This is a genomic window from Gillisella vitis (assembly GCF_021559775.1).
Taxonomy (GTDB): Bacteria; Pseudomonadota; Alphaproteobacteria; order Rhizobiales; family Rhizobiaceae; genus Allorhizobium; species Allorhizobium ampelinum.
Genome location: NZ_CP056047.1, coordinates 1,752,855 through 1,779,033, shown reverse-complemented (window position 1 = coordinate 1,779,033; position 26,179 = coordinate 1,752,855). Strand labels below are relative to the sequence as shown.

Genomic DNA, 26,179 nt, shown 5'->3' with positions numbered 1-26,179 from the left:
CTCACAAATGGTTGCGTCGTCAGTGGGTTGTATCATGCGTCAGAGTCAGTCTTATAAATCCGGCATGCCTGTTGCCCAGATTCTCTGGGTTGGCCTGATGGCAAGCGTCGCAACTGGTTGCAGTTCCGATTCAAGCCGCTTTTCCGGCCTGTTTTCCAAAACCGATTCGATGACGACCGCCTCGACGGGCGGCCAGATCACTGGAATGGCTAATGCACCGGTGCCCCAGACGGATGTCGATGGCGGCGGCTCTTATGCTCCAGTGGCGTCCGGGGGATCGATGGGTGGCGGTGGTTATGGCAATCGCCAGCAGGCGATGACGCAGCCCTATCCGGCCCAGCAGACCTATTCGCCAGCACGGCGTGCCTCCTCGGCTGTGTCCGTTCAAAAGGCCGAACTTGCGCCGCCGTCCGGCTCCACCGCGTCGACAGGCCCGATCTCTTCGCGCCGCCAGACGGCCTCGGCCCAGCCATTCCCGGCGGCTACTCACCAGTCGGCTGCACTGGAAGACGGCGACGGCTTGTCCACCAACACCCTTCCGCAGCCGGCAAAGCCCGGCCTGCCAGCTGGCCAAGGCGCTGGTGCCAATGGCCAAGGTGCCAATGGTTGGAGCACGGTCAATGCACCCCGCGTTGTGCTGAAGCCGGGCGAAAGCCTGGCCACCTTGTCACAGCGTTACGGCGTGCCGGAAAAGGAAATCGTCAAGGCCAATGGTCTTTCGACGGCAGGGGCTGCGCGTCCCGGTCAGTCCATCCTCATTCCGACCTTCGGTTCGCGCAATACGCCGACCAGGGCGGCTGCTGCCGAAGGCACGCTGTTGCCTCCAGATCAGTCTCCTGGACCAACGCCGCGCCAGGAAGAAAAGGTCGCGGTATTGCCGACCAATCCGAAGCTGCGCGACAAGGTCAAGACCGATATTGCCGCAAATAACACCACCAATGCCGCGGGCACCGGCAAGACGCCGCCTGCCGCTGGCACCTATGTGGTCAAGTCAGGCGACTCGATTGCCAAGATTGCCCGCGAAAACGGTGTTTCCGTTGCAGCCCTGAAGCAGGCAAACCATCTCGGCACCCAGGGTGTCCGCGTTGGCCAGACGCTGGAACTGCCGCAGGCCGATCAAAAGCTGGCCGCGACACCTGTCAGCACGGCGCCTGCCAATATCAAGCCGGAAGCGCCTAAGGTGACTGCTGCGGCTCCGGCGCCCGCCGCGCCGACCAAGTCGGTCACCGATGTTGCCTCCGCCGATCCAGGCGACAAGGCCCCGGATGCAACCGGCATCGGCAAATATCGCTGGCCGGTGCGTGGTGCGGTGGTGGCTCCGTTTGGCGCCAATGTCGCTGGTAAGCGCAATGACGGTATCGATATTTCCGTGCCGACCGGTACGCCGATCAAGGCCGCCGAAAACGGCGTGGTCATCTACGCTGGCAATGGTCTGAAAGAACTCGGCAACACTGTGCTTGTTCGCCATGACGACGGCACTGTGACTGTTTACGGCCATGCCGATGCCATTTCCGTTCAGCGCGGCCAGAAGGTGCAGCGTGGCCAGCAAGTGGCAACCTCGGGCATGAGCGGCAATGCCAGCCAGCCCACCCTGCATTTCGAAGTGCGCAAGGATGCGACCCCGGTCAACCCGATGGGCTTCCTGGAATAGGCTTTGGTTCGCAAGAGTTTTTCTTGAATAAGGTAGTGCGTTTCAGGAAAGTTGAGAAAGGCTCGGAGCAATCCGGGCCTTTCTTTATAAGTGGCTTTCGCTTGGGCTGGAAAACCTAGCGTCCGATCTCGACCCGCAACCGCCCGGCCAGATCCTGGATATACTGCCAGGCGACTCGCCCGGAGCGCGCACCTCGCGTGGTGGCCCATTCTAGAGCCTCGGCGTGCAATTGTTCAGGCGGCAGCGGCAGCTTGAAATGCGCGGCATAGCCGTCAATCATCGCCAGGTAGTCGTCCTGGCTGCATTTATGAAAGCCGAGCCAAAGGCCGAATCGGTCGGAGAGCGAGACCTTTTCTTCGACAGCTTCCGACGGGTTGATGGCGGTCGATTGCTCATTTTCCATCATATGCCGGGGCAGGAGGTGGCGGCGGTTGGAGGTGGCGTAAAACAGCACATTGTCCGGACGGCCCTCGATACCGCCATCCAATGCCGCTTTCAGCGATTTATAGGCGGTATCGTCATGGTCGAAGGAAAGATCGTCGCAAAACAGCAGCACCCGCTCTTGGCTGTTTTTCAGCAGGTCCATCAGCGCGGGCAGGGAGGCGATGTCTTCGCGGTGTACTTCCACCAGTTTCAGCCGCACGCCGGTAGCCTTTACGATATCGGCATGCACCGCCTTGACCAGCGAGGATTTGCCCATGCCGCGCGCGCCCCAGAGCAGGACATTGTTGGCGGCAAAGCCGAGCGCGAACCGTTCGGTGTTTTCATGCAGGATGTCGCGCACCCGATCGACACCCCTGATCAGGCCGAGCGCGACGCGGTTGGGCCTTGGCACCGGTTGCAGATGCTGATTGGTCGGATGCCAGACGAAGCAGTCGGCGCCGCTCCAATCGTTGAGCGCAGGGGCGGGACCGGCCAGCCGCTCCATGGCATCGGCGAGCCGCGTCACTTCCCGCAGCAGATCAGCCAGCATATCGGTCATGTTTTGCCTCCGTTCACGCGGGAAAAGTGGTCCAAGACCGCCTGTGATCGTTGCGCTACCATGGTCATACAGGGTTCGAAAGTGTATTGACCGGGGATTCGGTACGCAAAGCCGCTGTTTCTGTTGCATTCCCTTGGGGTATTCCTATATTCCGGCGGCAAAACAGGGGGGACAGGATCTTTGCTGCCCCGGTTCCGAAGGAGTTTCTCATGTTCATAACACAGGCATTCGCTCAGGATGCAGCACCTGCCGCTGGTGGGATGGGGTCCGGGTTTGAAATGCTTCTGCTTTTCGCACCCTTGATGGTGATCTGGTATTTCCTGCTGATCCGCCCGCAGCGCAACCAGCTCAAAAAGCGGGAAGCAACGCTGTCGGCCATTCGCCGTGGCGACCAGGTGGTGCTGGGTGGCGGCCTGATCGGCAAGGTGACCAAGGTCACTGACGACAAGGAACTGGAAGTCGAAATTGCTGATGGCGTCAAGGTCAAGGCGCTGCGCAGCCTGATCGCCGAAGTCCGCGTCAAGGGCGAACCGGTCAAGGCGGAGATTGCCAAGACCGACGCGGCCAAGAGCGACTCCTGAATCAAGTTTGAACACCGGGCCGCCCAACAGGGCGGCCTGACTTTTTTCTGCTGTCTGCTGGAGAAAAGCCGCTTCCGTCCTCTGAAATGGCCGCTTTGTATGTTGAGCGCTGGTTTGCCCTGCGGTAAATTTTGCTCGGCGTATCAAGCCGCCATTTCCGTTTGACGATCCCGGTCTATTTGCCCCAGACCTTACCCTTCGAGATGTCGATGCTGCATTTCTCCCGCTGGAAAACCATTCTCCTCTGGCTTGCCGTCGTGGCGAGCGTCCTGATCGCGCTGCCCGATCTGTTCAGCAAGGATCAACTGGCCCGTCTTCCGTCCTGGTTCCCGAGCAAGCAGATGACGCTCGGCCTCGATTTGCAGGGCGGCTCGCATATCATGCTGAAGATCGAGCGCAACGATATCGTCAAGGAGCGGCTCGAAGCCGTGGTTGGCGATATCCGCAGCAGTCTTCGCGATGCGGGCGTTCGCTATACCGGGCTGAATGGCGTTGGTCAGGCGGTCCAGGTCCGCATTACCGATCCGTCTCAGCTTGATGCGGCGCGCAAGGCCTTGCAGACACTGACTGCGCCGGTCAGCACCGGCGGTTTCGGGTCGAGCAGCGTCCAGGAAGCGACACTGGACGATAGCGGCGATGGGGTGTTGAAGTTTAACCTCACCGATGCCGGTATAGATTACCGCATGTCCTCGGCGCTCACCCAGTCCATCGAAGTCGTGCGCCGCCGCGTCGATGAGCTTGGCAATACCGAGCCGTTGATCCAGCGTCAGGGCTCCGATCGGATCATCGTGCAGGTGCCGGGTCTGGATGATCCGCAGCGTTTGAAGAATCTGTTGAACCAGACCGCGAAACTGAGCTTCCGCATGGTCGATACCAGCATGTCGGCCACCGAAGCCATAAGCGGCCGCCCACCTGCCACGTCCGAAGTGCTCTACAGCCAGGATGAGGCTGCGGTGCCTTACCTGGTCGAAAAGCGGGTTCTGGTATCCGGGGAGGATCTGGTCGATGCGCAGGCAAGCTTCAATCAGCAGAATAACGAACCGGTGGTCAGCTTCCGCTTTGATAGTCGTGGTGCGCAGCGTTTTGCCCAGGCAACCCAGCAGAATGTCGGGCGGCCCTTTGCCATCGTGCTCGACAATCAGGTGATTTCCGCGCCTGTGATCCGCGAACCGATTGTCGGTGGCTCCGGCCAGATTTCCGGTAATTTCACGGTGCAGGGCGCCAATGACCTGGCCGTCCTGCTGCGCGCTGGCGCACTGCCAGCAACCTTGACCGTGGTCGAAGAGCGCACCGTCGGCCCAAGCCTTGGCGCCGATTCGATCCGGGCCGGGGTTTCTGCCGGCTTCATCGGCGCGGGGCTGGTCGTGGTGCTGATGATCGGGCTTTACGGCTTCTTCGGCGTGCTTGCCGTGCTGGCGCTGTTTGCCAATATCGTCATGATTATTGCCATCCTGACGCTGCTTGGATCGACGCTGACGCTGCCGGGCATCGCCGGTATCGTGCTGACCATCGGCATGGCTGTCGATTCCAACGTGCTGATCTACGAGCGTATCCGCGAGGAATATAAGAGCGGGCGTTCCCTCATTCAGTCGATCGATATCGGCTTCAACAAGGCCTTGGCGACCATTGTCGATGCCAATGTCACGACGCTGATTGCCGCTGGTGTGTTGTTCTTCCTTGGATCCGGTCCGGTGCGGGGCTTCTCGGTGACGCTTGCCATCGGTATCATCACCACGGTGTTTACCGCCTTTGGTTTGACCCGCTGGATGTTTACCGTCTGGGTCAACACGCGCCGTCCCAAGGCTCTTCCCAAGGGGGTTCGGACCGGAATTTTCGACGGAACCAACATCCCGTTCATGGGTGTCCGCCGTTACACGTTCCTGCTGTCGGCTGCCTTGTCCATTGCCGCCCTTGTCGGTTTCGGCACGGTTGGTATGAAGCTGGGTATCGACTTTACCGGTGGTTCGATCATCGAGTTGAAGGCGCGTCAGGGCAATGCCGATCCCGCCGCGATCCGTGAACAGTTGAGCAGTCTCAATCTTGGCGATGTTCAGGTCCAGGGTTTTGGCGATCCGAGCAGCGTACTGGTCCGTTTGCAGGCCCAGGACGAAGGGGAAAACGGCGAGCAGTCGGCTGTTGCCAAGGTGCGCGGCGCATTGGAACAGGCTTATGAGTTCCGCCGCACCGAAGTGGTCGGGCCGTCCGTGTCTGGTGAGCTGACGAAATCGGCAACCATCGGCGTGCTGATTTCGCTGATGGCGATCCTGGTCTATATCTGGATCCGGTTCGAATGGCAGTTTGCGGCAGGCGCCATCATTGCAACCCTGCATGACGTCATCCTGACGCTTGGCCTCTACGTGGTCACCGGGGTGGAATTCGACCTCAGCAGTATCGCGGCCATCCTGACGATTGTCGGCTATTCGCTGAACGATACCGTGGTCGTCTATGACCGGATGCGCGAGAACCTGCGCCGTTACAAGAAAATGCCGCTGGATGTGTTGATCGACACGTCGATCAACCAGACCCTGTCGCGGACCATCCTGACATCGGTCACCACGCTTCTGGCTCTTCTGGCCCTGTTCCTGTTCGGTGGCGAAGTTATCCGCTCCTTCACTTTCGCCATGTTGTTCGGGGTTCTCGTTGGCACATTCTCCTCTATCTATATGGCGGCACCGGTTCTGATCGCCTTCCGTCTGCGCCCTGAAGGTCAGGGCGAGCCGGATAAGGCTGAAAAAGCAAAGCCGGAAAAGAATGGCGCGACGGGCAAGGCGGGAGCATAGGCATTGGCAAAGGGCATTATCATCCGCGAGGCGCATTTTCCGGGCCGGTCCCCCATTGATGCCTATGGCAATGGCGGGTTCCGGTTCGCGGATATGTCGCATCGCGGCTCCCTTTTGCTCTTACCATCAGGCATTTATGGCTGGGATATGCGCGAGGGCGAGGACCTGACGGTCGCCGCCCTCCAGCGCCTGCTGGACGAGGCGGATAAGGTCGAGTTCCTGTTGCTCGGCACGGGCGCGGAACTGCGCCGTATCCCCAGCGACGTTAAAGCCGCTCTGACCGCCGCTGGCATTGGTTCTGACCCGATGAGTACAGGTGCTGCGGTGCGGACCTATAATGTGATGCTGGCGGAAGAACGGCCCGTCGCCGCCGCATTGATTGCAGTCTGATCTCATGGCGGAAAGCGTAAAACCATCGCCATTGGTCCCGGATGTCTGCCTGACTATGCTGCGGGAGATCGACCGCGACCGGTATTTGGCCTGCCTTCTCTCCCCGCCGGAAAAACAGCCTGCCTTGGCAGCGCTTTATGCCTTCAATGCTGAACTTGCCCGGGTGCGCGATCTGGTGCGGGAGCCCTTGCCGGGCGAAATCCGGCTGCAATATTGGCGCGACCTGCTTTCGGGCAAGGGACATGGCGACACCACGGCCAATCCGCTGGCGGCAGGGCTTTTGGCGGCGGTGGAATCCTATCGTTTACCGGTTCAGCCCTTGCTCGACATGATCGATGCGCGGATTGCCGATCTTTACGACGATCCGATCGGGCCAAGATCGGCGCTGGAAGGCTATGCGGGAGAGACCGCCTCGGCGCTGATCCAACTGGCGAGCCTGGTGCTGGATACCCAGGCCGCACTGAATTGCGCAACCATTGCCGGTCATGCCGGGGTTGCTCAGGCCATTGCCGGCTTGCTGGCGCTGATGCCGCAGCATCGGGCGCGGGGGCAACTTTACATTCCCGACGAAATCCTGGCGGCGACTGGCCTTGACCGCGAGGCCTTCCTGTCGGGCAGGGACGAGATGAGAATCGATGGAGCAATCGAAGCCTTTGCCGGTCTGGGGCTTGATCATCTTGCCAAGGCGCGGGCTGGCGGCAAGCTTCCTGCGTCTCTGGTTCCGGCCTATCTGCCCGTGGCGCTTGCCGGTCCGATTCTGCGGGATGCTCGCCGGCGCGGCGCCGATATTCTGCAAACACCGATCCGCCGAGCCCAGTGGCGCCGCCAGCTGACGCTGCTCCGCGCTAGCATGACGGGACGATTCTAGAGTTTGTCCGGTTGATACTGAACCAGCCGGTTGAGAACACAGGTTTTCCCTTTTCCTTGGCAAATGCTGCCTTGGCTCCCGCCAAACTCCAAACTCACGCAAGGCTCATCCGTTAGATCTCGCCGACTGCAAAATCCGCAAGTTGGAATCGATTCAAAGGATTATGCAGCAGATATAAAGTGTTGCCGCAATTGCACGATCCTCGATCGGCATTGCTGCTCTTGCATCATCCGGAGGTTGCCAGTGGGCGTTGGGATCGGTATTTTTGTGTTTTTGGGCATTATCGCCTTTGCGTGGTACGTTTCGCGCATGGCGGAGCGCAATGACGGCGAAACCCTAAGCGATGTCGGGCTTGCCATCCTGGAATTCGGCCGGGCCTTTCCTGGCGAAGCCATCCGCAGCCTGCATGCCACGGCTGATGGCAAGGCGGTTTTCGTCAGGCTACATGACAACCGTGCCGGTTTCATGCGCAATCTTCGCAATCATTATGCCTGCCATCTGATCGAGCCGGGGCATGTGCAGGTCCGACCACTGGAGAGCGTTCACGGTTTTCACGTCACGTTTCTCGATGCCGCCCAGCATAACGGCGACTATATTTTCGCCAAACCCGCCGAGGCAGCAGAAGTGTCGCTATGGCTGCTCGGCAACTATATCGCGCCGAACGATTTGGAACCGGCGGAAGACAGGTTTGACAAGACGTCCTCGTGAGTAGGTTGGACCATCAGGTCCATCAGGTCCATCAGGTCCATTGAGATTGTCGGGCCTTGAAATTACAGGCCCGCGTCTTCCAGTTGCTCAACCGGCTGTGGGATGTGCGGCGGCAGGCCCAACCATTCCCGGCAATGGGCCAAGGCGCGGATGGCGATCAACTGGCGCTTCATGACAGTCTTGTCCTTGCCCCGGAATCGCTTCACGCCCTCGGGCTTGACGATGGAGCCCGGCTCCAGATCCGGAAACAGGCCGAAATTGATGTTCATCGGCTGGAAAGACTTTTTACCGGGCTCGTCGTCGGACACAATATGGCCACCGGTAATATGGTTGAGCAGCGCACCGAGCGCAGTTGTCACCGGCGGCGGGCTGAAGGCGTCGCCCTTGCGCTCGGCAGCGGCAAAGCGACCGGCCAGAAGGCCGATGGAGGCGCTCTCGACATAGCCTTCGCAGCCGGTGATCTGCCCGGCAAAGCGCAGGCCGGGTCTGCTCTTTAGGGAGAGGGATTGATCCAGCAGCACGGGCGAATGGATATAGGTATTGCGGTGCAGGCCACCCAACCGGGCGAATTCGGCGTTTTCCAGACCGGGGATCATCCGGAAAATCTCGGCTTGGGCACCGTAGCGCAGCTTGGTCTGAAAACCGACCATATTATAGAGCGTGCCCAGCGCATTATCCTGGCGCAGCTGCACGACAGCATAGGCTTTCACGGTCGGATTATGGGAATTTGTCAGCCCCATCGGCTTCATCGGCCCGTGGCGCAGGGTTTCACGCCCGCGTTCCGCCATGACTTCGATGGGCAGGCAGCCGTCGAAATAGGGGGTGCCTTCCCATTCTTTGAAGCCGACCGCGTCACCGGCAATCAATGCATCAACGAAGGCGTTATACTGGGCCTCATCCAGTGGGCAGTTGATGTAATCCTTGCCCGTACCGCCTGGCCCCACCTTGTCATAGCGCGATTGATACCAGCAGATATCCATATTGATGCTGTCGCGGTGGACGATGGGGGCGATGGCGTCGAAAAAGGCAAGGGCATCCTCGCCGGTTTCCGAGCGGATGGCCTCGGCCAGCGCCGGTGATGTCAGCGGTCCGCTGGCGATAATGCTGAGATCCCAATCGCGTGGCGGCAGGCCGGTGATTTCCTCGCGCACCACGGTTACCAGCGGGTGGGCATGCAGCGCCTGCGTCACAGCTTCGGCAAAGCCATCTCTGTCAACGGCAAGCGCGCCGCCTGCCGGTACCTGATGACGGTCGGCGCAGGCTATGATCAACGAGCCGGCCAGCCGCATTTCCGCATGGATAACCCCGACCGCATTGGCGGTGGCATCATCGGAGCGGAAGGAATTGGAGCAGACAAGCTCGGCCAGGCTATCGGTCTTATGGGCGTCGGTACCGCGAAGGCCGCGCATCTCATGAAGAATGACCGGCACGCCCGCCTCGGCGATCTGCCAGGCGGCTTCGGAGCCAGCCAGCCCGCCGCCAATGATGTGAATAGGGAAATAGGTGTTGTTGTCTGTCATGGCGGCTGCTTATCACGCCTTGCCGCCGCTTCCAATCTTCAACCGATCAAATTGCACTTTGGAGATGCGAGCTTGGTTTGGAGATCCAGAAATAGAAAACGGCGCCAAAAGCGCCGTTCGAACATTCAATTTCAAATTTAAAACCGGATCCGATTAACGGAACGAACGGTTGGCAATGTGACGGATGTCGTAACGGGTGATGCCGATGTCGGACAGGGTCTGGTTGGACAGGCCGCCCAGCTCGGACAGAGTGCGGCGATAGCTAATCCAGTTTTTTGCAATGCGGATCGGGTTCATGACGTTTCCTCGAGATCTTGGTTGCTGATCCGGCGGTCTCTCCCGCCTCAGCTGTTGACATGCTTATACATCGGGGAAGGTCTTTATGGCAGTGCAATAAATGGGCGACTGCTATGCGTTTGTGCAGATTCATGGCTATTAATTGTGCTTCGGCTAAGATTTGAGCGTGATCTTGGGACGCTCAAAACAGGCCTTTTTCGAGTGAAATTCTCACCGGTCCGAGGGTGTGGAATCGCCGACCTTCAGGCGCAAGACGGTCCCATAATGGCTTTGTTTAACAAGAATCCAGCGGATATTTTCTTTTGCGCAACATTCCCTGCTTTGTGGCCAGCAAAAGGCGGCATAATTCGTCAAAACGCCGTCATCACGTCTATCTCCGTTGCGGACTTATAGCGTAAGCTTGCGGCAAGCTCTGGCTTTGATGGTCCGTGCCATATCTTTGTGCGGAGTATGACCTTGCTGCGGTATTTGCGCGTTCTTGCCTTTCTATCGATCTGCATGGCGCTTGCCGGGTGCATGGCAGGACTGTTTCAATCAGATCGGAAGAAGTTCTACTATGATATTCGTGCGGTCACCGTACTGGCTGGTCCAAAAGTGCCGTTGGTTCTGGTTCAGGGTGTGGAGCGGCGTCTGTCGGCTGCCGTCGCCGCTACGGTGCGCAGCGAGGTTCTGCCACGGGTGATTCTGACGGTCAGGGTCGAGGCGATGGCGAGTGGGCTTGGGCTGGACAAGCAGCATAACGAGGCCGAGGTCAAAGTCAGTGCTGCCTCGGTTGAAACCGGTGATGTGGTCGCTCAGGGCGCGTTCAAGGTGCTGACCATTACCAATGACCAGACGCTTGGCCCTGAAAGCCTGGCGGAAGAAATTTCAGCCCGGATACGCTCGCTGTTTTCCCTGACCGCGCCAAAGCTATAGTGGGTAGTAGCTCATGGCTTGTATGATTGACTTAAAGTCTCATTCTGCTAACCCTAGATGTGGATGGTTTTCGGCCTGAAGAGATTGAGGCTGGAAAGCAAAAGGGAATGCGAAGGCGTGGACCCAGACAGGGCATGCCAAACGCAGCCGACCCCGCGACTGTAGAACAGCGAGGGTTTTCCATCCGGTTTTGACGATCCTTGCATGGCGGGCCGCGTGGTGTGGCCGGTGCGATGAGCGGATGGACCGGAAAAGCCACTGGAGTGGCAAAGCGATCTGCCGGGGTTGGACGCCTCTTTATCTACGAATCGTCCGCCTTTTCGCTTTTGCTATGACCTCCGGGAAGGTGAGGGAAATCTGCGAACGGGTGCCGTTATGGTACCGGTTTGACGCTGTGAGCCAGGAGACCTGCCGTCCGTGACGGGCTTTACGCCCAATTGGGGGAGAGATCCCCGACGCCAGCACGGAGGTTGTCGTGGCGCAACAGATTGATCGCGGGCCTTCCAGGCTCCGCTCCACGGTCTTTTGGCCGTTTTGCAGTATGACGCCTGCGCCTAACGGAGGCAGGTCATGATGACGCTCGTGTCATCACGCAGCATAGGTGCGGCCTTAGCTCTGCTTGTGCTGGCGGCGCTGGTTTTTGCGTTGCTGCCGTTTTCCCGTCATACGCCTTCTGGCCCTTCCGAGCGGCCTGCGGAGCAGCAATTGCGCGCACCGTCCGGTTCCAATTCCACCTTTGGCGGGGCGCTGTCGCAGCCAAGGCCGGATGTGCGGACGTCTGCGCCATCTGCTGCCGATGCAGCCCCATCCGCATGGCCGGGCTTCGTGCCGCGCTCCAGCGGGCTCTACACGCCGCCTGCCGGTGGAAACTGACGCCATGGCCGAGACAGTTTCGAAACGTGTCTTCGTTCTCGGAGGCGCGCGGTCCGGCAAGTCGCATTTTGCCGAACAGCTTTGTGCGGAGACCGGCCTGGAGCGTCATTATCTGGCGACCGGGCGGGCCTGGGACGAGGAAATGCGCGCCCGGATCAACCAGCACCAGCAGGATCGCGGCCCGCTCTGGGTGACGCATGAGGAGCCGCTGGCGCTGGTGGACAGGCTGACGTTTATCGATGCGCCGGGCCGGGTCATCTTGGTTGACTGCCTGACGCTCTGGGTGACCAATCTGATGATGGAGGAGGGGCGCGACATGGCCGCTGAGGCGCAAGCCCTTGCGGATCTGCTGCCCCGGCTTTCCGCCTCCATCGTGCTTGTTTCCAATGAAGTCGGCCTTGGCATCGTGCCGGAAAACCGCATGGCGCGCCATTTCCGCGACCATGCCGGACGGCTTCATCAATTGATCGCGGCAAGCGCTGACGAGGTTTACTTCGTCGCGGCTGGCCTGCCCCTGAAAATGAAAGGCTGAACAATGTTGCAAAAGAAGATTCCCGTCACGGTTATCACCGGCTTTCTCGGCGCGGGCAAGACGACGATCATCCGCAATATGCTGATGAATGCGGGTGGCAAGAAAATTGCGCTTGTTATCAACGAGTTTGGTGATCTGGGTGTGGATGGCGAAGTGCTGAAAGGCTGCGGCGCCGAGACCTGCACCGAGGACGACATTATCGAACTGACCAATGGCTGTATCTGCTGCACCGTTGCTGATGATTTCGTGCCGACCATGCAAAAGCTTCTGGCACGGGATGTGTTGCCCGACCATATCGTCATCGAGACCTCCGGCCTTGCTTTGCCGCAGCCGCTGGTGGCCGCCTTCAACTGGCCGGACATCCGCACTCGCGTGACCGTGGATGGTGTTGTGACGGTGGTCGATAGCGCCGCTGTCGCCGCTGGCCGGTTTGCCGACGACCACGACCGGATCGATGCCCAGCGCGCTGCTGATGACAGTCTCGACCATGAAAGCCCGATTGAGGAGCTGTTCGAGGACCAGTTGACCTGCGCCGACCTGATCGTGCTCAACAAGACCGATCTGCTCGATGCCGATGGTCTTGCCAAAGTGCGAACCGATGTGACCGCACGGATGAGCCGCAAGCCGACATTGATCGAGGCGAAGAATGGCGATGTACCTGTCATGGTGCTGCTTGGTATCGGTGCGGGTTCGGAAGCCGATATCGACAATCGCAAGTCCCATCACGAGCTGGAGCATGAGGCGCTGCATGCGAGCGGTGAGGACCATGACCATCATCACGACCACGACGAATTCGACAGTTTTGTTGTCGATCTGCCGCAGGTGCGCGAGCCGGACCGTTTTGTCGATGGCTTGAAGACCGTGATCGAAGCGCATGACGTGCTGCGGCTGAAAGGCTTCGTCGATGTGCCGGGCAAGCCGATGCGGCTGGTGGTGCAGGCGGTCGGCAGCCGCATTGACCAATATTATGACCGGCCCTGGGCCTCTGGCGAGCAGCGGGCGACGCGGCTGGTGGTGATCGGCCTGCATGATCTCGACCAATTGGCGATTGCCGATGCCATCCGGGCGGCAGCGTAAGCCATGCATCTTCTGCTTGCCCAGCAAGGCTCGATCAGCGACGGGGATGACGCGATAGACCTTGGCCAGACGCCAGGGGATATCCTGTTTCTGTCTGCCGCCGATACCGAGCTATCGGCCATAGCGGCGGCGCTGGCGCGGCAAGCCGAGACTGCGACATGGCGGCTGGCCAGCCTGATGGCGCTGAAACATCCGATGTCGGTCGATACCTATATCGAGCGCACCGCCCGTCATGCGAAACTGATCGTTGTCAGGGCGCTGGGTGGGGCCAGCTATTTTCATTATGCGCTGGAAGCGCTGCACGCCTGCGCCCGCCGCCATGGGATAAAAATTGCCGTCCTGCCCGGCGACGACAAGCCGGATCCCGGGCTGGAGGCTTTTTCAAATCTGGATGCCTCGGATTTATCGGCGCTTTGGGCCTATCTGATTGAGGGCGGCGATAGCAATGCCAGCCATTTCGTGGCTTTTGCGCAAGCGCTGCTGACCAATGCACCAAAACCGCAAGAGGCTTTGCCGCTGCTGAAAGCCGGGCTGTGGTGGCCGGGGCGAGGGGCGATCGACGTTCCGGCGTGGCAGACGCTTGCAGGCGAGGGGCCGATTGCCGCCCTCTGTTTTTACCGCGCCCTCGTCCAGAGCGGCGAGACCGCGCCGGTTGAGGCGATGATTGAGGCGCTGCAAGCGCAGGGCCTGCGGGTCTTGCCGGTGTTTGTCGCCAGTCTGAAAGATGCTGTCTGCGTTGAGACGCTGCGGATGATTTTTAAACAGGCCGCACCGGATGTGGTGGTCAATACGACAGGCTTTGCCGTGTCCGTTCCGGGCACTGATGCGCCCTCGACCGTGCTGGACGAGCAGGGTGCCGTGGTATTGCAGGCGCTGTTTTCCTCGTCGCCACGCTCTGTGTGGGACGCATCGATGCAAGGGCTGAGTGCCCGCGATCTCGCCATGAATGTCGCGCTGCCGGAGGTGGACGGGCGGGTGTTGACCCGGGCTGTCTCGTTCAAATCCGCTGCCCGCTATGATGCGCGGGTGGAAACCACCTTGGTCAGCCATGCGCCGGACCAGGGCCGCATGGCGTTCGTCGCCAGCCTGGCCGCCAATTGGGCGCGGCTGAGGCACACGCCTGCGCCAGAACGGCAGGTCGCCCTGATCATGGCCAACTATCCCAACCGGGATGGACGCCTGGGCAATGGTGTCGGGCTGGATACCCCTGCCGCCAGCCTTGAAGTGTTGAAGGCCCTGAAGGCCGAAGGCTATGACACCGGCGTGCTGCCCGCCAACTCTGATGCGCTGATGGCGACACTGATGGCAGGTGTCACCAATGCGGCGGTGAAGGGCAGGGTGATCCGCGAGACCCTGCCGCTTGCCGATTACCAGCGGTTTTTCAGGAACCTGCCTGACAAGATCAGGCGGGAGATTAGCGACAGATGGGGGGAGCCGCAGGCCGATCCATTTTTTGCCGGGGATGGTTTCGCGCTGCCGCTGCTGCGGTTCGGCAAGGTGATGGTCGGCATTCAGCCAGCGCGGGGCTATAATATCGATCCGAAGGACAGCTATCATTCGCCGGATCTGGTGCCGCCCCACGGCTATTTCGCCTTCTACGCATTTCTCCGCCAGAGATTTGGCGTTCACGCCATCATTCATATGGGCAAGCACGGCAATCTGGAATGGTTGCCGGGCAAGGCACTGGCGCTGAGCGAGAGCTGTTATCCCGAAGCGGTGCTGGGCCCGGTGCCGCATCTCTATCCCTTCATCGTCAACGATCCCGGTGAGGGTACGCAGGCCAAGCGCCGGGCGAGCGCCGTTATTATCGATCACCTGACCCCGCCGCTGACCAGGGCGGAAAGCTATGGTCCGCTGAAGGATCTGGAAGCGCTGGTCGATGAATATTACCAGGCGATGGGCGGCGATCCACGCCGGGTTACCTTGTTGAAATCCCAGATCCTTGATCTGGTCGCCGATATCGGTTTGGATGAGGATGCGGGCATTGCCGGGGGCGAGGCGGAGGAGGTCAAGCTGACCAAGCTCGACGCCTATCTCTGCGACCTCAAGGAAATGCAGATCCGCGACGGCCTGCATATTTTCGGGCAGGCACCGCAAGGCCGGTTGCTGACCGATCTGGTCGTGGCCTTGGCGCGGGTGCCGCGTGGACAAGGGCAGAGCCAAGGGGGCCAGGGCGGCGATGCCAGTCTGCACCGGGCGATTGCTGCCGATGCGCTTGGCGGTTGGGCCGATTTCGACCCTCTGGACTGTGTGTTTTCCGATATATGGGACGGGCCGCAGCCCGACCTTCTGAGAAACCTGACGCAAGCCCCCTGGCGCACCAAGGGCGATACGGTCGAGCGGATCGAATTGCTGGCCGCAGACATGGTGTCGTGCAGGTTTGCCTGTCCCCAAGGCTGGCAAAACACAAGCGCTGTTCTGGATGAGGTTGAAGCCCGGCTGAAACCGAGCGTGATCAAATCCGGCCCAGCGGAAATCGCCGGACTGCTCAAAGGACTGTCTGGCCGCTTCGTCGCTCCCGGTCCGTCCGGTGCGCCGACGCGGGGACGACCGGATGTGCTGCCGACCGGGCGTAATTTCTACTCCGTCGATAGCCGCGCCGTGCCGACGCCTGCCGCTTACCAACTCGGCCAGAAATCCGCCGAACTGCTGGTTGCCCGCTATGTGCAGGACCATGGCGAGTGGCCGGTATCGTTTGGCATTACCGCCTGGGGTACCAGCAATATGCGCACGGGCGGCGATGATATTGCCCAGGCGCTGGCGCTGATCGGCGTCAAGCCGCTCTGGGACAGCGCCTCCCGCCGGGTGACCGGCTATGAGATCATTCCCCAGGCAATTTTGGGTCGCCCGCGTGTCGATGTAACGCTGCGGATATCAGGGTTTTTCCGCGATGCCTTTCCTGAGCAGATCGCCTTGTTCGACAAGGCGGTGCGAGCAGTTGGCGCTCTGGATGAGGATGCGGCGGATAACCCGATTGCAGCGCGCATCAAGGCTGAAACAGTCTTGTTTCAGCAACAGGGGCTGGACGAAAAGACCGCCAGCCGCCGGGCGGGCTACCGGGTGTTCGGCTCGAAACCCGGCGCTTACGGTGCGGGCCTGCAAGCCTTGATCGATGAAAAGGGCTGGGAGCGCCGGGCCGATCTGGCCGAGGCCTATTTGGTCTGGGGCGCTTACGCTTACGGCGCGGGCGAAGAAGGCAGGGCTGAGCGCGGCCTGTTCGAAGAGCGCTTACAGGGCGTGCAGGCCGTGGTGCAGAACCAGGACAATCGCGAGCATGATCTGCTGGATAGCGACGATTACTATCAGTTCGAGGGTGGCATGACGGCAGCGGTCGAGCAGCTCTCGGGTCGCAGGCCAACCGTCTACCACAACGACCATTCCCGACCGGAAAAGCCTGTGATCCGCACGCTGGAGGAAGAGATTGGCCGGGTGGTGCGCGCTCGTGTCGTCAATCCGAAATGGATCGAAGGCGTGATGCGTCACGGCTATAAGGGCGCGTTCGAAATTGCCGCCTCCGTGGATTATCTGTTCGCCTTTGCCGCCACCACCGGCGCCGTGCGCCAGCCGCATTTCGACGCCGTCTACCGGGCTTTTATTGGCGATGACCGGGTGCGGGCTTTCATGGCCGATAAAAACCCGGCTGCCTTGAAGGACATGTCGCAGCGGCTGTTGGAAGCCATTGATCGCGGCCTCTGGACGCCGCGCAGCAATTCGGCGAGATATCATTTGTCCCAGATTTCTGACGCCCAGATTTTACAGCCTATCCAATTGGAGAATGCCCTATGACCGAAACCGTCGATAGCGGAGCCGTTGCAGCACCGTCGGACGATCTTGCCCGCCACGCCGAGAAGATGGCGAAGAAAAAGGCGGCGCGCGACAAGATCATGGCGACCAAGACCGGCGAAAAGGGCCTGATCATCGTCCATACCGGCAAGGGCAAGGGCAAGTCCTCGGCAGCCTTCGGGATGATTTTCCGCCATATCGCCCATGGCAAGAAATGCGCGGTGGTGCAATTCATCAAGGGGGCGATGTCAACCGGCGAACGCGACCTGATCCTGCGGCATTTTTCCGACCTCTGCGCTTTCCACACCATGGGCGAGGGCTTTACCTGGGAGACCCAGGACAAGGCCCGCGACATGGCCATGGCCAGAGCCGCCTGGGACAAGGCCAAGGAACTGATCCGCGATCCCGCCAACAGCATGGTGCTGCTCGACGAAATCAATATCGCCATCCGCTACGACTATATTGACCTGGCCGAAGTCGTTGCCTTCCTGTCGGAAGAAAAACCGCCCATGACCCATGTGGTGCTGACGGGCCGCAATGCCAAGGATGAGCTGATCGAGATTGCCGATCTGGTGACGGAAATGGAACTGGTCAAACACCCGTTTCGCTCCGGCATCAAGGCGCAGCTGGGTGTGGAGTTCTGATGGCGCAGAACTGATTATTCTGGGGCGCGCGCTGTTATTTGATCGGGGCTGTTACAGTCGCCCTTCCAGGCTCATGCGCTGATGAAGGACACGGAGGATGTCGATCCCACCGGCATTGATCCGGTAAAAGATCACATGCGCGCCCTCGGAAAAACCGAAAAGGCCTTCCCTGATGTGGTCATGCTTTTGTCCAGAATAGGGAAATTCAGCGAGAAACTCGAACCTGCTGAACAAGGCTCGTAGATAATCGTTTCTCTGACGCTTGCCCCAGGTTTTGTTGGTGTAACGACCGATATCCTCGACATCGAGACGTGCTATTTCAGTAACCCGATAGCTTTTGCCGCTCATTGTTCGCGGTCGAGCTTTTCATTGAGGGACTGGAGCGACCAATCCTCTGCAAACTCTCCACGGTCTGCCTGTTGCCAACCCGTGTCGATCTGATGGCGCAAAATTTTCAGCTTTTCTTCCCGCTCCTCCAACTCGCGGAGCGCGTCGCGCACCACTTCGCTCGCAGAGGCATAGCGGCCACTGTTTATCTGCTGCTTGATGAAGCCTTCCCAATGCGGGCCAAGTGTCAGGCTGGTTGTTGCCATGGGTAAACCTCTATCCTGTATTCAAAATGAATATAGTGGATGGTTGTAAACATAGCAACGTGGTTCAAATCCCCATCCAGACCCGCACCGGATTGGTCGGGTCCAGCAGCAGCTTTATCGCCAGCCCGATGCAGGTGACGATCAACAGCGGCTTGATGATTTTGGCACCGCTTTTCATTGCCAGTTTCGAGCCGGTCTGGGCGCCCAGGAACTGACCGATGCCCATGACAATGCCGATTTTCCACAAAACCACGCCATTGAAGACGAAGACCAGGAAGGCGCCGACATTGGAGCCGAAATTCAGCAGTTTTGTGTGGGCGGTGGCTTTCAACATCCCGAAACCGGCGAGCGAAACGAAGGCCAGCATCAGGAAAGAGCCGGTGCCGGGGCCGAAGACGCCGTCATAAATGGCGATTAGTGGCGCAAGGGTCAGGCCAAACAGGAATGGCGTCATCCGCTGGTGGCTATCGACGTCGGAAATATTCGGCTTCAGGGCGAAATAGGCGGCAATCGCCACCAGCAGAAACGGCATCAACGCTTTCAGCACATCGCCCGGCACATAGGTCGCGATGACAGCGCCAATCGCGCCACCCAGCACCGACATGGCGGCCATCGGCAATTGTTTCTTCAGGTTCACATGACCCTTGCGGCCATAGGCGATGGTGGCAGAGGCCGAGCCGAACATGCCCTGCAATTTGTTGGTTCCCAGCGTTTCCAGCGGTGGAATACCGGCAATCAGCATGGCGGGAATGGTGATCAACCCGCCACCACCGGCAATGGAATCGACAAAACCTGCAATGAAGGCGGCAAAAAACAGGAAGATCAGGGCTTGGATGGCAATATCGGTCATCGGGGAAATCCGCAGAAGAGGGGCGTATCAAGCCTCTTACTGCATTCCCTGCGAAACGGTAATCGGTTTGAGAGGAAAATTTTCCGTGAGAATGATCTTGACCGTGGCGGATCGTCTCCGGCTGAAATTGCGGTTTGACCCGGAACCGGGCCTTCGCTATTCCTGCCCCTCAAGATGTGCGACGGCGCCTGTTCGACAGGCTGGAATCGTCCGGTGCGGCTGACCCAATCAGGGGGCCAATTCCGGAGCTGTCCCAAAGGCCATAGGAGATGCCGGAAAAACCGGCGGCTCCGGCGCTTCGTACATAAAACGAAACGAAGCAGGGAGCCTTTTGTCATGGCAGAAAAACTCGGAATCATGGTCTGTGGACATGGCAGCCGCAACCAGAATGCGGCGCGCGAATTCGCTGTCATCGCCGAAGGGCTGAAAGCGCGCAATCCCGACCTCCCCGTCGAATACGGCTATCTGGAATTCTGCAATCCGGTGATCTCGGCAGGTCTCGACAGCTTGCGGGAAAAGGGCGTGACACGGGTTCTGGCCGTGCCGGGCATGCTGTTTGCGGCGGGCCATGCCAAGAACGATATTCCCTCCGTGCTGAATACCTATCAGGCGCAGAACCCGGGCATGGTGATCAACTATGGGCGCGAGCTTGGCATCGACCTGAAGATGATCCGCGCTGCCGGTGATCGCATCCAGGCAGCAGTAGATGAGGCGAATGCGCAACTGGGTTTTGTCGATAAGCATGACACGCTGCTGATGGTGGTCGGGCGCGGCTCTTCCGATCCCGATGCCAATTCTAACGCCACCAAAGTGATGCGGATGCTGTGGGAAGGCATGGGCTTTGGCTGGGGCGAAACCTGTTATTCCGGCGTGACCTTTCCGCTGGTGGAGCCGGGCCTGACCCATGCCGCCAAACTGGGTTACAAACGCATTATCGTCTTCCCCTATTTCCTGTTTACCGGCGTGCTGGTGAAGCGGATCTACAGCTATACCGATGAGGTGGCAGCCCGCCATCCGGATATCCAGTTCGTCAAGGCCAGCTATCTCAACGACCATCCGCTGGTGCTGGATGCCTTTCAGGACCGGGTGCACGAAATCCTCGAAGGGGCGGCGGTGATGAACTGCCAGATGTGCAAATACCGCGAACAGGTTCTAGGCTTCGAGGCCGATATCGGCCAGCCGCAGGAAAGCCACCACCATCATGTCGAGGGCATTGGCGGCGGGCTGGAAGACTGTCCGTGCAAGGGCGATTGCGACGCCTCCTGCCGCGATCAGGCGTTCTGTCTCAAGCATGGCCTGCCGTGGACGCCGGTGCATAGCCATGCCGATCCGGCCCCGCTGCAACCGGCTTTCGACTATGGCGCATCGACAACGCTTGGCGGCAAATACGGGCATTTGCTGAATGCCAGCCCAGATGCGGGACTGGAAGCGGTGATGAATGCGCCGTCCAGCGGTAAGGCGCATGTCCACGAACACGGGTCGGATTGCGGCTGTGGTCATGACCATAGCCACGACCACCATGGGCATGATCACACGCACGACCATGGACACGCCCACCACGGGCATGACCACCATCACGACCATGGACACGCCCACAGCCATACCCATGCGCCTTACCCCCATGCGGATCATCCGCTCGGGCCAAAATCCATGAAGAAGACCTGATGGCCTTATTCGACCGCATCTTGATCGTGGACTGGTCCGGCGCAGCCAAGCCGGTGACGGGCAAGAACTCCATCTGGGCCTGCCTTGTCGATTGCGGTGCGGCGGGGGCAGAAATCGTCTGGCTGGAAAACTTCCCCACCCGTGCCGCCTTCATGGCGCGGTTTGAGACTGTGGTCAGCGATGCGCTGGCGGCAGGAAAGCGCCTGCTGGCCGGTTTCGATTTCGCCTTCGGTTATCCCACGGGCACAGCAGAGCGGGTGACGGGTGAGTCGGGTTGGCAAGGGCTGTGGCGCGCCATTGCCCGTGAGATTGAGGACGGCGCTGATAACGCCAATAACCGTTTCGCGCTGGCTGCCCGTTGGAACCGGGATTATTTTGCTCGGGAGCTGCGCTTCTGGGGCAGGCCGCAGGCGCTGGACCTGGATGGTCTGCCCGCGACAAAGCCCGCGGCCCCCACCAGCGCGCCTTTCACCCTGCGGCTTTCGGAGCGCCATGCGCGCGGCGCAAAATCCGTCTGGCAACTAGCCTATGCCGGGTCAGTCGGCAGCCAGAGCCTGCTGGGCATTGCCCGGTTGAGTGCCTTTCTCGACGGGCATCCGAACCGTGACAAGATTGCGGTCTGGCCGTTTGAGACTGGCTTTGCGGCTGGACATGCGGAAAAACCAGAGGGTGCCTTTGGGCGGCTCGATGGCCAGCCGGATTTTTCCAGCGGCGGCCATCATGTCGTTTTGGCGGAAATTTATCCCTCGCTGTTTTCGTTGGGGGATCACGAGAATGAAGTGAAGGATGCCGCGCAGGTGCGCCGGGTGGCGAGAGCCTTTGCGGGGTTCGACGCGGCCGGGATGTTGGGTCGGCTGTTTGAACGGCCCCGTATGCTCTCGGATGAGGAGATTGACGTGACGACGCAGGAAGAGGGCTGGGTGCTAGGCATTGGCCATGAAGATCTGGCCATCACAGGTGCAGAGCTTCCGTTAGGTGAGCCGGATGACGCAACGGAAGACGTCATGCAGATTCCAGTCCTCGACTATATCCGCCAGCCAGCCGAGATTTACCGCCAGTCCTTCGAGATTATCCGGCGCGAGGCCAATTTCGACCGGTTTCCTGCTGTCATGCAGCCGCTGGTGATCCGCTTGATCCATGCCTGCGGCATGATCGATATGGCCGATGACATCGTGTTTTCGCAGGGTGCCTTTGAGGCAGGCGCTGCGGCACTTGCCGCCGGTGCGCCCATTCTCTGCGATGCGGAAATGGTCCGGCACGGCATTATCCGCAGTCTTCTGCCCGCGGAAAACGAAGTGGTCTGCCTGATCAATGATGTCAGGGTGCGGCCACTGGCCGCCTGGGCAGGCAATACCCGCTCGGCAGCGCAGGTCAATCTTTGGGCCGGTCAGTTGGAAGGCGCGGTCGTTGCCATCGGCAATGCGCCGACGGCGCTGTTTCGCCTCTTGGAACTGCTGGATCAGGGAGCGCCGAAGCCAGCATTGATCCTCGGTCTGCCGGTTGGCTTTGTCGGGGCAGCCGAAAGCAAGGCAGAGCTTGCCGCCAACAGCCGGGGCGTGCCGTTCATAGCCGTTCAAGGTCGGCGAGGTGGTTCCGCCATGGCATCGGCTGCGGTCAATGCGCTGGCGGGAGGGCTTGGCGCCAATGACTGAGGCAACCAGCGATCCATGGCTGACCATTATCGGCATCGGTGATGGCGGTCTCGCCAGCCTGACGCCGCAGCAGCTTGCCCATCTCAGCGAAGCGCAGGTGCTGGTGCTGGGTGAGCGGTTGGAACATGCGGTGGCCGATGCCATTCCCAATGTGCGGCGCATCCTCACCTGGGGTGCTGGTTTTCGGGAAACACTGGATCAGCTTCTGGCACTGCGCGGCACGCCGGTCGTGGTGGTGGCGACCGGCGATCCCATGCATTTCGGCATAGGTGCGACGCTGCGGCGCTATGTGCAGCCGGAAGACATGCGGGTTCTGCCCAGCCCCTCGGCCTTTTCGCTGGCGGCTGCCCGGCTTGGCTGGCCGCTGCAAAATGTGGCGCAGATTTCGCTGCATGGCCGCCCGCTGTCCTATCTCAACCGGCATGTGCTGCCGGGTGCGCGTATCCTCGCCCTGACCTCCAATGCCGAAACGGTTTTCGAGGCCGCCGATCTGCTGGTGCGGCGTGGCTTTGGGGCCTCCATGCTGCATGTGCTGGAACATATGGGCGGCGCGCTGGAGCGCATCCTGCATGTCACCGCGCAAGACCTGCTGGCGCAGCTGCCGGGGATTGCTGATTTCAACACGCTTGCCGTGGATTGCGCCGCTGCCGGAGTGCTTCTCTCGCCGGTGCCGGGCCTGCCGGACGATGCCTTCCGTCACGATGGGCAATTGACCAAACGTGAGGTGAGGGCGGCAACGCTTGCGCATCTGGCGCCGTTTCCCAATGCTTTGCTCTGGGATGTCGGTGCCGGTTGCGGCTCCATCGCGATTGAGTGGCTGCGGACTGGAATGGGCACCCGCGCTATCGCAATCGAGCCGAAGCCGGAGCGGCTGGCGATGATGCGCGACAATGCCGAGGTGCTTGGCGTGCCGGATCTGGAGATTGTCGAGGCCGAAGCACCGGCGGGGCTGCTGAAGCTTGATCCGCCGGACGTGATTTTCATTGGCGGCGGCATCACCACCGACGGTCTGTTCGAGGCCTGCTGGCAGGCGCTGAAGCCAGGCGGGCGGCTGGTCGCCAATGCCGTGACGTTGGAAGGCGAGGCACAGCTTGTGACTTTGCGCAGCCTGCATGGTGGTGAGATGAGCCGGATTTCCGTGTCGCGCGCAGCACCCGTCGGTCGGTTCTGCGGCTGGAAATCGCTGATGCCGGTGACAACATGGAGTGTTTCCAAATGACAGGTAAACTCTATGGCCTTGGTCTCGGCCCCGGCGACCCGGAACTGATGACCTTGAAGGCGCATCGCATCCTGACCTCCGCGCCGGTTGTTGCCTATCCGGCACCTGATACCGGTCCAAGCTTTGCCCGCCAGATTGCCGCGCCCTATCTGCGGGCCGACCAGCTGGAAGTGCCAATGATCGTGCCGATGCGGGTCGAGCGATACCCAGCCCAGGAAATTTATGACGCCGCCGCTGTCACCCTGTCGCATCATCTGGATGCCGGTTCGGATGTGGCGGTGCTGTGTGAGGGCGATCCATTTTTCTACGGCTCGTTCATGTATCTGTTCGAGCGACTGGCGCATCGCTACCCGACCGAAGTTGTTCCCGGTGTCTCGTCGATGATGGCCGCCGCCGCTGCCTATGGCCGCCCGCTGGCGGCCCGCAACGATGTGCTGACCGTGCTACCAGGCCCGCTGGAGAATGATGTGCTGCGCGCCCGGATCGAAAGCGCCTCTGCCGTCGCCATCATCAAATTGGGACGGCATTTCCCCCGCATCCGGGCGCTGATCGACACCATGGGCCTGACGGCCAATGCCGGTTATGTCGAGCGCGTGTCGCTGCAAAGCGAGCGCCTGCTGCCGCTAGGCGATGTCGCGGAAGATGTTGCCCCATATTTCTCGATGATCCTGATTTACCAGGGGGCAGAGGGCTGGGCGCTTGGCGCGGCTCCGCAAACGGAAAGACTTTAATGACGACGCCTCAAAAAAACGGCCCTGAAAAAACTGGCTCTGAAAAAAACGACAATACAAAACCCGCTATTGTCATTCTGATGCCAACGGCCTTGGCCTTGGCGCGGCGCATTGCCGAGGCTGTTGGCGGTGAGGTTCACGCTGTCGCCTCCCGCGTGGACGGGGCGGATCAGAGCTTTGACGATGTGAAAAGCCATGTCCGGGCGTTGTTTTCTGCTGGCCGTCCGATCATCGCAATCATGGCATCGGGCGCGTTGATCCGGCTGCTGGCACCATTGCTTGCCGATAAGCAGTCCGAACCACCGGTGCTGTGCGTGTCCGAGGATGGCAATTCTGTCGTGCCACTGCTGGGCGGCCACCACGGCGCTAATGATCTGGCCCGCACCGTTGCTGTGGCTCTCAATGCCCATGCGGCGATTACCACGGCAGGCGATCTGCGGTTCGGTGTGGCTTTGGATGCGCCATCGGAGGGCTATGCGCTGGCCAATCCTGAACAGGCCAAGACCGTCATGGCCGAATTGGTGGCCGGGGCAAGCGTCCGCCTGGTTGGCGATGCGGATTGGCTGGCGGCTTCGCGTCTAGCCTTTGACGACGAGGGCAAGGTGACGCTGACCGTCACCGATCAGCGCCGAACGGCGGGGCCGCTGGAACTGGTCTATCACCCGAAAACCCTGGTGCTGGGCATGGGCTGCGAGCGCCATGCCTCTGTTGAAGAGGCGATTGCGCTGGCGCAGCAGGCATTGGATATATCGGGTCTTGCCGCGCAAAGCCTTGGTGCTGTGGCCTCTATCGACGTCAAGGCCGATGAGGCGGCAATCCATGCGGTGGCCGAGCATTTCGGCGTGCCCGCTCGGTTCTTTTCCGCCGAGCGGCTGGAACAGGAACGGCCCCGGTTGCAAAACCCTTCGGATGTGGTGTTTGCCGAAGTCGGCTGCCACGGCGTGGCGGAGGGCGCGGCGCTGGCGTTGGCCGGTTCGGATGGGGTGCTGGTTCTGCCCAAGATTAAATCGAAAGGCGTGACGGCTGCGCTTGGCCGCAGCGCCCAGCCCATCAAGAAAACAAGCTTTGGCCGCGCCCGCGGGACATTGTTCGTTGTCGGCATCGGGCCGGGGTCGGAAGGTTGGCGTTCGCCGGAAGTCTCGCGCATGGTGGCAGCGTCGAGCGATCTCGTTGGCTACTCGCTTTACCTCGATCTGCTCGGATCGCTTGCCGAGGGCAAGACCCGGCATGATTTCGACCTTGGCAAGGAAGAAGCCCGCGTGGTCCATGCGATGGAACTGGCGGGTGAGGGCAAGACGGTGGCGCTGGTCTGTTCCGGCGATGCCGGTATTTATGCCATGGCAACGCTGGTGTTCGAGCTTTTGGACAAGGGTGGAATTTCTGGGGGTGCGCAGCGGATCGAGGTGCAGGTTTCGCCGGGCATTTCCGCGCTTCAGGCTGCCGCCGCCCGGATTGGTGCGCCGCTCGGCCATGATTTCTGCACCATTTCACTGTCGGACCTGTTGACACCCTGGGAGCATATCCAGCGCCGGGTCAAGGCGGCGGGCGAGGGCGATTTCGTCATCGCTTTCTACAATCCGGTGTCGATGAAGCGGCGCACGCAGCTGGCCTATGCCCGCGACCAGCTGCTGACCTATCGCCCGGCTGATACGCCGGTCATTCTCGCCACCAATCTCGGACGCCCCGGCGAGACGGTGCGGGTCGTGCCACTGGCTGGCTTGAATGTCGATGATGTCGATATGCTGACGGTGGTCATCGTTGGTTCGTCGGAAAGCCGCACTGTCAAAACCGGTGACGGCAAGACCTGGGTTTACACGCCGCGCGGCTATTCCGGTAAGGCGGATACGGCAATGCAGAAGGACGCATGA

Annotated in this window: 23 protein-coding genes and 1 riboswitch; of the genes, 17 read left to right on the top strand and 6 right to left on the bottom strand. The window is 60.4% G+C overall.

Features of this window, described 5'->3' with window-relative positions:
- Positions 1-7 precede the first annotated feature (7 nt).
- Complete coding sequence (locus AVCG78_RS08450; protein WP_156582998.1) at positions 8-1,651, top strand: LysM peptidoglycan-binding domain-containing M23 family metallopeptidase; 1,644 nt, start codon at positions 8-10, stop codon at positions 1,649-1,651.
- Positions 1,652-1,766: 115 nt separating this feature from the next.
- Here AVCG78_RS08450 and AVCG78_RS08445 read toward each other — a convergent pair whose 3' ends face one another.
- Positions 1,767-2,633, bottom strand: a complete 867-nt coding sequence (locus tag AVCG78_RS08445; protein ID WP_071205606.1) for an ATP-binding protein — start codon at positions 2,631-2,633, stop codon at positions 1,767-1,769.
- 209 nt (positions 2,634-2,842) lie between these two features.
- Between AVCG78_RS08445 and yajC the strand changes: the two genes are divergently transcribed.
- The 5 genes from yajC to AVCG78_RS08420 all read left to right on the top strand — a co-directional run bounded on the left by yajC (position 2,843) and on the right by AVCG78_RS08420 (position 7,960).
- The gene (gene yajC / locus AVCG78_RS08440) at positions 2,843-3,214 is read left to right on the top strand and encodes a preprotein translocase subunit YajC (protein WP_071584601.1); all 372 of its coding nucleotides are present in this window, start codon (positions 2,843-2,845) and stop codon (positions 3,212-3,214) included.
- Between the two features lie 209 nt (positions 3,215-3,423).
- Positions 3,424-5,994 carry a protein translocase subunit SecDF gene (gene secDF, locus AVCG78_RS08435; RefSeq protein ID WP_071205659.1) on the top strand — a complete coding sequence of 857 codons (2,571 nt, stop codon included), beginning with the start codon at positions 3,424-3,426 and terminating at the stop codon, positions 5,992-5,994.
- A gap of 3 nt (positions 5,995-5,997) precedes the next feature.
- Positions 5,998-6,384, top strand: coding sequence for an Mth938-like domain-containing protein (locus AVCG78_RS08430; RefSeq protein ID WP_071205610.1), 387 nt, complete (start codon positions 5,998-6,000; stop codon positions 6,382-6,384).
- Positions 6,385-6,388: 4 nt separating this feature from the next.
- Positions 6,389-7,252 carry a phytoene/squalene synthase family protein gene (locus AVCG78_RS08425; protein WP_071205661.1) on the top strand — a complete coding sequence of 288 codons (864 nt, stop codon included), beginning with the start codon at positions 6,389-6,391 and terminating at the stop codon, positions 7,250-7,252.
- Between the two features lie 243 nt (positions 7,253-7,495).
- The gene (locus AVCG78_RS08420) at positions 7,496-7,960 is read left to right on the top strand and encodes a hypothetical protein (protein ID WP_041696704.1); all 465 of its coding nucleotides are present in this window, start codon (positions 7,496-7,498) and stop codon (positions 7,958-7,960) included.
- A 62-nt stretch (positions 7,961-8,022) separates the two neighbouring features.
- Here the strand turns inward: AVCG78_RS08420 and trmFO are convergent, their stop codons facing one another.
- Together trmFO and AVCG78_RS08410 are read right to left on the bottom strand one after the other, a co-directional pair.
- Complete coding sequence (gene trmFO, locus AVCG78_RS08415) at positions 8,023-9,480, bottom strand: methylenetetrahydrofolate--tRNA-(uracil(54)-C(5))-methyltransferase (FADH(2)-oxidizing) TrmFO (RefSeq protein ID WP_071584598.1); 1,458 nt, start codon at positions 9,478-9,480, stop codon at positions 8,023-8,025.
- Between the two features lie 153 nt (positions 9,481-9,633).
- Positions 9,634-9,777 carry a DUF1127 domain-containing protein gene (locus tag AVCG78_RS08410; protein WP_015916326.1) on the bottom strand — a complete coding sequence of 48 codons (144 nt, stop codon included), beginning with the start codon at positions 9,775-9,777 and terminating at the stop codon, positions 9,634-9,636.
- Positions 9,778-10,227: 450 nt separating this feature from the next.
- Between AVCG78_RS08410 and AVCG78_RS08405 the strand changes: the two genes are divergently transcribed.
- From AVCG78_RS08405 to cobO, 6 genes are all read left to right on the top strand, one after another.
- Positions 10,228-10,692, top strand: a complete 465-nt coding sequence (locus tag AVCG78_RS08405) for a hypothetical protein (protein ID WP_015916325.1) — start codon at positions 10,228-10,230, stop codon at positions 10,690-10,692.
- 47 nt (positions 10,693-10,739) lie between these two features.
- Positions 10,740-11,122: riboswitch (cobalamin riboswitch) on the top strand.
- 140 nt (positions 11,123-11,262) lie between these two features.
- A complete protein-coding gene (locus tag AVCG78_RS08400; RefSeq protein ID WP_071205615.1) occupies positions 11,263-11,565 on the top strand; it encodes a hypothetical protein in 303 nt (100 codons plus the stop codon).
- A 4-nt stretch (positions 11,566-11,569) separates the two neighbouring features.
- The gene (gene cobU / locus AVCG78_RS08395; RefSeq protein WP_071205617.1) at positions 11,570-12,097 is read left to right on the top strand and encodes a bifunctional adenosylcobinamide kinase/adenosylcobinamide-phosphate guanylyltransferase; all 528 of its coding nucleotides are present in this window, start codon (positions 11,570-11,572) and stop codon (positions 12,095-12,097) included.
- Positions 12,098-12,100: 3 nt separating this feature from the next.
- Entirely contained in the window at positions 12,101-13,174 is a 1,074-nt protein-coding gene (cobW, locus tag AVCG78_RS08390; RefSeq protein WP_071205619.1) for a cobalamin biosynthesis protein CobW, read from the top strand.
- A 3-nt stretch (positions 13,175-13,177) separates the two neighbouring features.
- Positions 13,178-16,960 carry a cobaltochelatase subunit CobN gene (gene cobN / locus AVCG78_RS08385; protein ID WP_156582997.1) on the top strand — a complete coding sequence of 1,261 codons (3,783 nt, stop codon included), beginning with the start codon at positions 13,178-13,180 and terminating at the stop codon, positions 16,958-16,960.
- Positions 16,957-17,601 (top strand): cob(I)yrinic acid a,c-diamide adenosyltransferase, encoded by a 645-nt coding sequence (gene cobO / locus AVCG78_RS08380; protein WP_071205623.1) that lies wholly within the window; start codon positions 16,957-16,959, stop codon positions 17,599-17,601. Before cobN ends, cobO begins: the two co-directional genes overlap by 4 nt.
- 51 nt (positions 17,602-17,652) lie before the next feature.
- Here the strand turns inward: cobO and AVCG78_RS08375 are convergent, their stop codons facing one another.
- From AVCG78_RS08375 to AVCG78_RS08365, 3 genes are all read right to left on the bottom strand, one after another.
- Entirely contained in the window at positions 17,653-17,949 is a 297-nt protein-coding gene (locus tag AVCG78_RS08375) for a type II toxin-antitoxin system RelE/ParE family toxin (RefSeq protein ID WP_071205626.1), read from the bottom strand.
- Entirely contained in the window at positions 17,946-18,194 is a 249-nt protein-coding gene (locus AVCG78_RS08370) for a type II toxin-antitoxin system ParD family antitoxin (protein ID WP_071205627.1), read from the bottom strand. The genes AVCG78_RS08375 and AVCG78_RS08370 overlap by 4 nt, the downstream gene beginning before the upstream one ends.
- 64 nt (positions 18,195-18,258) lie before the next feature.
- On the bottom strand, positions 18,259-19,044 hold the full coding sequence (locus AVCG78_RS08365) for a TSUP family transporter (RefSeq protein WP_015916317.1): 786 nt from the start codon (positions 19,042-19,044) through the stop codon (positions 18,259-18,261).
- A gap of 336 nt (positions 19,045-19,380) precedes the next feature.
- On the opposite strand from AVCG78_RS08365, the gene AVCG78_RS08360 reads away from it, so the two are divergent.
- The 5 genes from AVCG78_RS08360 to cobJ all read left to right on the top strand — a co-directional run bounded on the left by AVCG78_RS08360 (position 19,381) and on the right by cobJ (position 26,179).
- Positions 19,381-20,709 carry a sirohydrochlorin chelatase gene (locus AVCG78_RS08360; RefSeq protein ID WP_071584596.1) on the top strand — a complete coding sequence of 443 codons (1,329 nt, stop codon included), beginning with the start codon at positions 19,381-19,383 and terminating at the stop codon, positions 20,707-20,709.
- A gap of 1,004 nt (positions 20,710-21,713) precedes the next feature.
- Positions 21,714-22,361, top strand: coding sequence for a precorrin-8X methylmutase (locus AVCG78_RS08355; protein ID WP_156583002.1), 648 nt, complete (start codon positions 21,714-21,716; stop codon positions 22,359-22,361).
- Positions 22,354-23,580, top strand: a complete 1,227-nt coding sequence (cbiE, locus tag AVCG78_RS08350; RefSeq protein ID WP_071584595.1) for a precorrin-6y C5,15-methyltransferase (decarboxylating) subunit CbiE — start codon at positions 22,354-22,356, stop codon at positions 23,578-23,580. The genes AVCG78_RS08355 and cbiE overlap by 8 nt, the downstream gene beginning before the upstream one ends.
- Positions 23,577-24,311, top strand: a complete 735-nt coding sequence (gene cobI / locus AVCG78_RS08345; protein ID WP_071205633.1) for a precorrin-2 C(20)-methyltransferase — start codon at positions 23,577-23,579, stop codon at positions 24,309-24,311. The genes cbiE and cobI overlap by 4 nt, the downstream gene beginning before the upstream one ends.
- 80 nt (positions 24,312-24,391) lie before the next feature.
- Positions 24,392-26,179, top strand: a complete 1,788-nt coding sequence (cobJ, locus tag AVCG78_RS08340) for a precorrin-3B C(17)-methyltransferase (protein WP_071205665.1) — start codon at positions 24,392-24,394, stop codon at positions 26,177-26,179.